The 6,839-nt window shown below is 56.4% G+C and carries 7 protein-coding genes and 1 pseudogene; 3 read left to right on the top strand and 5 right to left on the bottom strand.

The features are described from left to right. The 5 genes from BM029_RS20725 to BM029_RS20705 form a co-directional block, all read right to left on the bottom strand. Positions 1-257 (bottom strand): transposase domain-containing protein (locus tag BM029_RS20725; RefSeq protein ID WP_170851161.1); only part of this gene is annotated, 257 nt, incomplete at its 3' end. A gap of 164 nt (positions 258-421) precedes the next feature. Continuing rightward, the gene (locus BM029_RS20720; RefSeq protein ID WP_244545151.1) at positions 422-970 is read right to left on the bottom strand and encodes a GNAT family N-acetyltransferase; all 549 of its coding nucleotides are present in this window, start codon (positions 968-970) and stop codon (positions 422-424) included. Positions 971-1,096: 126 nt separating this feature from the next. Beyond that, the gene (locus BM029_RS20715; RefSeq protein WP_092439287.1) at positions 1,097-2,653 is read right to left on the bottom strand and encodes an ammonium transporter; all 1,557 of its coding nucleotides are present in this window, start codon (positions 2,651-2,653) and stop codon (positions 1,097-1,099) included. Between the two features lie 13 nt (positions 2,654-2,666). Further along, a complete protein-coding gene (locus BM029_RS20710) occupies positions 2,667-3,005 on the bottom strand; it encodes a P-II family nitrogen regulator (RefSeq protein WP_038493850.1) in 339 nt (112 codons plus the stop codon). Between the two features lie 88 nt (positions 3,006-3,093). Then, positions 3,094-3,882, bottom strand: a complete 789-nt coding sequence (locus tag BM029_RS20705; RefSeq protein WP_092439285.1) for a TorF family putative porin — start codon at positions 3,880-3,882, stop codon at positions 3,094-3,096. Between the two features lie 511 nt (positions 3,883-4,393). Between BM029_RS20705 and BM029_RS20700 the strand changes: the two genes are divergently transcribed. The 3 genes and pseudogenes from BM029_RS20700 to BM029_RS20690 all read left to right on the top strand — a co-directional run bounded on the left by BM029_RS20700 (position 4,394) and on the right by BM029_RS20690 (position 6,770). After that, on the top strand, positions 4,394-4,864 hold the full coding sequence (locus BM029_RS20700) for a GNAT family N-acetyltransferase (protein WP_371329149.1): 471 nt from the start codon (positions 4,394-4,396) through the stop codon (positions 4,862-4,864). Positions 4,865-5,008: 144 nt separating this feature from the next. Then, complete coding sequence (locus BM029_RS20695) at positions 5,009-5,251, top strand: accessory factor UbiK family protein (protein ID WP_092413962.1); 243 nt, start codon at positions 5,009-5,011, stop codon at positions 5,249-5,251. Between the two features lie 10 nt (positions 5,252-5,261). Next, positions 5,262-6,770, top strand: a pseudogene (locus BM029_RS20690) (YifB family Mg chelatase-like AAA ATPase). The last annotated feature ends 69 nt before the right edge of the window (positions 6,771-6,839 follow it).

The raw sequence follows: 6,839 nt of genomic DNA, 5'->3' as shown, positions 1-6,839 counted from the left end.
ACGAAAGGCACCTGAGAGTCCGGCAACGCCAAGCCGAGATCATCGAGTACTTCACTGATGGACTTGTGACGATATAGCGCCAATGCCACCATGAGCCAGACCACTTGCTCGGCAGGCAGGCGGCGATGGCGGATGCTCGTTGCGTCGGTGCGCTGCACGGCCTGTTCAATCCATTCGACAGGCAAATGCTCTCCTAGCCGACGCCAGTCAGGCGCTTCGAGGTGGTTTGCAAGGAAATGGAGAGTGTCATCGAGCATCGACACGCAGGTTAACAGCTGGCCCGAACGTTTACAAGCCCAAAATAAAAATGCCGTCCAGTCTTAACTGAACGGCATTAGCTATTACGCGCCTTTTTAATAATGCCATATTGATATCCAATCCAACGCAAGAAGCGGCAAGAATCACCTATATCCAGCAATATTCAAATCCGCTTGTACATGAAACTGGTATCGGCCAACTTACCGGCCGTCGAACGGGCATAGGCGGGAATGATGCCGGCCAATTCGAAGCCGAGCGAGCCGTACAAGGATTCTGCGGCATCGCCGGTACGCGTATCCAGAACCAGCAAAGAGCGGCCGTCGGCGCGCGCGATAGCCTCAGCCCGTTGCATCAGTATCCGCGCGACGCCTTTGCGTCGGACGTCGGGGTGTACCAGCAGTTTTGAAATTTCGGCGCGATGACGGCCATTGGCCGGCGCCGCCAGCACCAGTTGCACGGTGCCGACGATCTGACCGGCGAAGCGCGCCACCAGCAGGCGACGGCCGCCGCTCACCAGCGAGCCGCTGACGCCGTACCAGAAAGAAAATGCATCTTCCGCATCCGGCTTATCCAAAAAACCGACACTGGCGCCCTGCTCTACGCAAGCCATCAGAATCTCGGCCAGCGGGCCTACTACCTGATCGAACTGATCCGCCCTGACGTCTTCGACCGTGCATGCGGTCAGGCGTTGCGGAGTAATGGTCGGGTCCAAACTGAAATCTCCTGAAACGGATATGGCAGAAAACGAAAATCCCGGGCCATCGATAACGACCCGGGATTACGTGGAACATCGCACCGGATAGCCTTGCTGCAGCTATCCGGCGCCTTTCGGTAAAACTTAATCGTGATAAGCAGATTCGCCATGGCTGGAGATGTCCAGGCCTTCGCGCTCTTCTTCTTCCGTGACACGCAAGCCCATGACGATGTCGACCAGCTTGAATGCGATCAGCGAAACCACACCGGACCAGATCAGGGTGGTCATCACGCCTTCGAACTGAATCCACAGTTGGCCAGGGATCGAGTAGTCAGGAGCCACGGCATTGGCGACGTAGTCGTAGATGCCGGTGCCGCCGAGGCTAGGCGCAGCGAACACGCCAGTCAGCAACGCACCCATGATACCGCCGACGCCATGCACGCCGAATACGTCCAGCGCATCGTCCGCACCTAGCAATTTCTTCAGACCGGTAACACCCCACAGGCAGACGAAGCCAGCCAGCAAGCCCATGATCAAGGCGCCCATCGGGCCGACAAAACCGGCGGCAGGTGTAATCGCCACCAGGCCGGCGACAGCGCCGGAAGCACCACCCAGCATGGAAGGCTTACCTTTACCGATCCATTCACCGGCGCTCCAGCTCAGTACAGCAGCAGCAGTCGCTAACAATGTATTGATGAATGCGAGTGCGGCGCTGCCGTTGGCTTCCAGGGCGGAACCGGCGTTGAAACCGAACCAGCCGAACCACAGCAGCGATGCGCCGACCATGGTCAGGGTCAGGCTATGCGGCTTGAATGCTTCCTTGCCGTAGCCGACACGCTTGCCGATGACATACGAACCAACCAGGCCAGCGATAGCAGCGTTGATATGCACCACGGTGCCGCCGGCGAAATCCAGCGCGCCCTTTTGGAACAGCCAGCCGCTTGCAGCCGTCACTTTTTCAGCAGCGGCAGCATCGGTAAAGCCATCCGGACCAGGCCAGAACCAGACCATGTGCGCCATCGGCAGGTAGGCGAAAGTGAACCACAGCACGGTGAATACCAGGATCGCGGAGAACTTGGCGCGCTCGGCGAATGCACCGATGATCAGAGCACAGGTAATCGCAGCAAATGCGCCTTGGAACACGACATAAGCAAACTCAGGCACAACCACACCCTTGCTGAAAGTGGCCGCAACCGAATCCGGTGTCATGCCATGTAAGAACAGTCGGCTGAAACCACCGAAGAAAGCATTACCCTCCGTGAACGCAATGCTGTAACCGTAGAGTATCCACAGCACGATGATCAGCGAGAACACAGTGAAACACTGCATCAGCACCGACAGCATGTTTTTGCTGCGCACCAGGCCGCCGTAGAACAAACCCAGGCCAGGCAAAGTCATCAAGATCACAAACGCGGTACACACCAGCAACCAGGCTGTGTCGCCTTTGTTTGGCACCAGTGCAGCAGGTGCTGCTGCGGCTGGAGCGCTGGCGGCAGCGGCGGCCGCTGCAGGAGCTGCAGCTGCAGTTGGTGCAGCAACCGCTGGTGCGGCCGGAGCCGGTGCAGCAGCTGAAGCATCTGCACTGGCCGACGTTGCTACGCTGGCGCTGGCAGACGCCTCGTCGGCGGCTGACGCCGGCAACATCGAAGTTGCCGCGATCAGCGCACAAGCCGCTAAAATCGTAGTAAGCATTCTGTTCATTTTTTTTATCCCCTTAGATTGCATCTTTGCCGGTTTCACCGGTACGAATACGAATAACTTCCTGTAGATCAAACACAAAGATCTTGCCGTCGCCGATCTTGCCGGTACGGGCTGCCGTTTCAATCGCCTCTACGGCCTGTTCCAGAATGCTGTCATCCACCGCCGCTTCGATTTTCGTTTTCGGCAAAAAGTCGACCACATACTCGGCGCCGCGGTACAGCTCAGTATGGCCTTTTTGACGGCCGAAACCCTTGACCTCGGTCACGGTTATGCCTTGTACGCCAATCGCCGAAAGTGCTTCACGCACTTCGTCGAGCTTAAATGGTTTGATGATCGCTGTAATCAGTTTCATGTCGGCCTCATTTATTTTGAGTGGCGGCTCGCATAGATTGCCTGGATTGCCCTAGCTCGCCGCCGTGGATACTACTGTTTTGTGTCGATTAGAAGGTCTTCGCTACAGAAAACACTACGCCGTTGCGGCCCAGGTTCTTGCCGCTCGGGCTAACGTACGCACCATCCTTGGCGTCGGTGCCGACATAGGCCAGCCCCAACGTGATACCTGCGAGTTGATCAAAGGTCTTGGTGGCACCGATTTTCCAGTCGGTGTAACTGGCAAAACTGGTGTTCTCCACTGTTTGATGGCCGAGATGCAGCCCCAGCGTGACGCCTGCACCGACATCGATATTAGCGCCGGCATCGTAGTAAGCGCTGTTCTTGCTGTTAACGGTGCCGAACAGGTTCGTCATCGCATGCGAATATTTGAAATAGGCCGGGCCGTAGCCGATCTGGCCGTACAGCTCGAAGGTATTGGCGTTTCTACCGATCTGGCTGTAGTTATTAGTTGGGTAGTAGTAGTACAGACCGCCCACGTCATACGTGAAACCGCCAGGCAGATCGCCGCGTTTGCCGCCATAGATATCCCACTCCACCGGGCCTTTGCCGCCAGTGCCGGTATTGGCGCTGTCGACCGCATCCTTGATCCACTTAATGTTGGACAACCAGGTTCCTGCATACAGGCCGGTCGGATTATTGGTGTAGTCCGCGCCACCTTGCACTGCGGGGTCGAAACGCGTTTGCGAGATACCGCGGAAGCGATAGTCGTTAACGGCGCCGATGTTGTAACTGATTTCGTTATCCGGCTTGGCTTCTTCGGGCTTGGCATCTTCTGCATAGACCAGGCTTGCTGTAAAACATGAGGCTATTGCTACGGCTAAAATCAGCTTTTTCATGGTTGTCCCTGTTGGTATGTTGAAATGAAAAACCGCTAAATCACTACTCTTCAGACTTTCCATAGCAGAACCCATGCCAACTGGTCTGGTTGCCCTTTTTCACCCGTAGCAGCCTCTTTCCGGCGCATTTTCCCGGTGCTTTTTACCGATTGTTGGCGAGTCGATAATGAAAACACGTTCCCCCACGGAAAATTCGGGCAAACGAATGCACCACAATAAAGCGAGCATTTAAATCGGCTCTAGTTTGGTGCAAAAAATGCCAGGAGAAACTACATGACAGCCTGTAGTCAACTACAAACCAGCTCCAGGCAAGGCCTTTGCCTCAGTCGAGTGCAATGCCGGCAAGACCCGGATTTATCGAAAGTGGCGGCACGAGCGTCACAGTGGACCTATAAATTTAATCAATACTGGATCTTTGGCGATACCAGCTTATAGCGCTACGATCGCGACGATATACGCTGCTTTCGTCTCTCCCCCGCCTATCGTCGCCGTACTCTCACAGGAGGCTATCTTGGTTTCAGAATCAACATCACACCCGCAAACGCATATCAAACCGCTCAGCGAGCAGGGTTTTGCCGTTTGGCAACAGCAATGGCAGGGCTATCAGGACTTTTATGAAGTTGACATTCCGCAGGCCACACGCCTGGTAACCTGGCAGCGCTTGCTGGATCCCAAGGAACCGATATTCGGCGCACTGGCGCTGGTAGATGGCGAGGCGGTCGGCCTGGTCCACTGGATTTTCCACCGCTCTTGCTGGACGGTGGAAAACTCCTGCTACCTGCAAGACTTGTACGTCTCGCCGCAACAGCGCGGCACCGGCGCCGGCCGGCAACTGATCGAACACGTGTACAAAGAAGCCAAAGCCGCCGGCAGCACCCGCGTGCACTGGCTGACGCATGAGACCAACGAGACCGCCATGCAACTGTACGATCGCATCGCGGTGCGTTCAGGCTTCGTGCAATACCGCAAACAACTCGATTAAGAACGCGTTGAATTGTCTTCGGCATGCGGGAAATTCCGGCAAAGCAGTAATGGCTTAATTTACCGCGCCGAATCGCGATTTCAATGCCGGATTTGCTTGTATCGGTTATCATTTTTTTTATTTACTGCAAAAGGGCGACCGACCATGAACAAACCCAACTTTTTTGACGACATCCAAGCCAAAATCAATCAGGCTATCGAAAATTCACCTGCCAAAGATATCGAAAAAAACGTCAAGGCAATGCTGGGCCAGGGTTTCTCCAAGCTGGATCTGGTCACACGCGAAGAATTTGACGTGCAAGCGCAGGTATTGGCCAACACACGTGAAAAACTCGAAGCACTGGAAGCCCGCGTGACCGAGCTTGAAGCACAACTGAAGCGCCCATGATGCCGCGCCGGTGACGCTGGCAGTCCTCAAAAGCCGGGCGCTGGCAGGTATGCAAGCGCCCGCCGTCACAGTTGAAGTCCACCTGGCCAACGGCCTCCCATCATTTACTATCGTCGGCCTGCCCGAAACCGAGGTCAAGGAATCCAAAGACCGGGTCCGCGCAGCGCTGCAAAATGCCCGTTTTGAATTTCCCTCGCGTCCACGGTCAATCTGGCGCCGGCCGATTTGCCGAAAGAGTCGGGCCGCTTCGATTTGCCGATCGCGCTTGGCATCCTGGCGGCATCTGGACAAATGCCAGCCAACGAACTCGATCAATACGAATTTGCCGGCGAGTTGTCTCTGTCGGGCGAATTAAGGCCGATACGTGGCGCACTGGCGATGACTTTCGCCATGACCGCAAATTGCGATGAGCGCCATGCTTTCATCCTGCCGCGTGGCAATGCCGACGAAGCTGCATTGGTCAGCGAGGCCTGCATTTTTCCCGCAGACAGCTTATTGCAAGTGTGTGCCCACTTTTCATCCAGGCAACAAGAAACCAGGCTGGTGCGCCACACTGCGGAACCATTACGGCAGCCGCCTCCCTACCGCGATTTCAACGACGTCAAGGGACAAGTGCAGGCCAAACGCGCACTGGAAGTGGCTGCTGCCGGCTCGCATAGTGTGTTGCTGGTGGGTCCTCCAGGCACCGGGAAATCCATGCTGGCGGCACGTTTTCCGGGAATCCTGCCGCCCATGAGCGACCGCGAGGCACTCAAATCGGCGGCGGTGCAGTCGCTCACCAGCGGCTTCTCCAGTGCGCGCTGGAAGGTCAGGTCGTATCGGTCACCGCATCACACTGCATCTGGCGTAGCGCTGGTTGGTGGCGGCAGCCCGCCGCGCCCCGGCGAGATTTCGCTGGCGCACCGAGGCGTCTTGTTCCTGGACGAACTTCCGGAATTTGACCGGCGCGTGCTGGAAGCATTGCGTGAACCACTGGAATCCGGCCACATCACGATTTCGCGGGCGGCGCGTCAGGCTGATTTTCCAGCCCAATTCCAGTTAATCGCAGCGATGAACCCCTGCCCTTGCGGCTACCTTGGACATGCCACCAAGCAATGTCGCTGCACACCCGATTATCTTGCGCTATCAAAACAAAATCTCCGGCCCGCTGCTGGATCGTATCGACATGCAGATCCAGGTGGCGGCAGTCCCTCACGATCAATTGCTCAAGCACGCCGACGGCGAATCGTCAGCCACCATAGCGGCCAGGGTGGCGCAAGTCCACGCGGTACAGCTGGCTCGTCAAGGCAAGGAAAACAACGGCTTGTCCGCCAATGAAATCGACCAGTACTGCAAACCTGACAGTGCTGGCGAAAAGCTGTTGAGCGGCGCTATGGCGCATCTGCACTGGTCCGCGCGCGCCTATCATCGAGTGCTGAAAGTGGCGCGCACGATTGCCGATCTGGGCGCGGCCGATACTATCGGCGCGGTACATGTGGCGGAAGCAATTCAATATCGACGGGCGCTGCAGAATCCATGATCTTGCCCATTAAAAACACATTGAAACTCGCGGCGCCTTTGGCAGTCCAAAAATTAACAGGACTGGAGG

Source organism: Collimonas sp. OK607 (genome assembly GCF_900111995.1).
Lineage (GTDB): Bacteria > Pseudomonadota > Gammaproteobacteria > Burkholderiales > Burkholderiaceae_D > Collimonas.
This window is presented reverse-complemented; position numbering and strand designations above follow the sequence as displayed.

Excerpts from the sequence above, each read along its gene's own strand:
- BM029_RS20710 (WP_038493850.1), bottom strand. The coding sequence starts at position 3,005 with ATGAAACTGATTACAGCGATCATCAAACCATTTAAGCTCGACGAAGTG.
- BM029_RS20715 (WP_092439287.1), bottom strand. The coding sequence starts at position 2,653 with ATGAACAGAATGCTTACTACGATTTTAGCGGCTTGTGCGCTGATCGCG.
- BM029_RS20705 (WP_092439285.1), bottom strand. The coding sequence starts at position 3,882 with ATGAAAAAGCTGATTTTAGCCGTAGCAATAGCCTCATGTTTTACAGCA.
- BM029_RS20695 (WP_092413962.1), top strand. The coding sequence starts at position 5,009 with ATGAACAAACCCAACTTTTTTGACGACATCCAAGCCAAAATCAATCAG.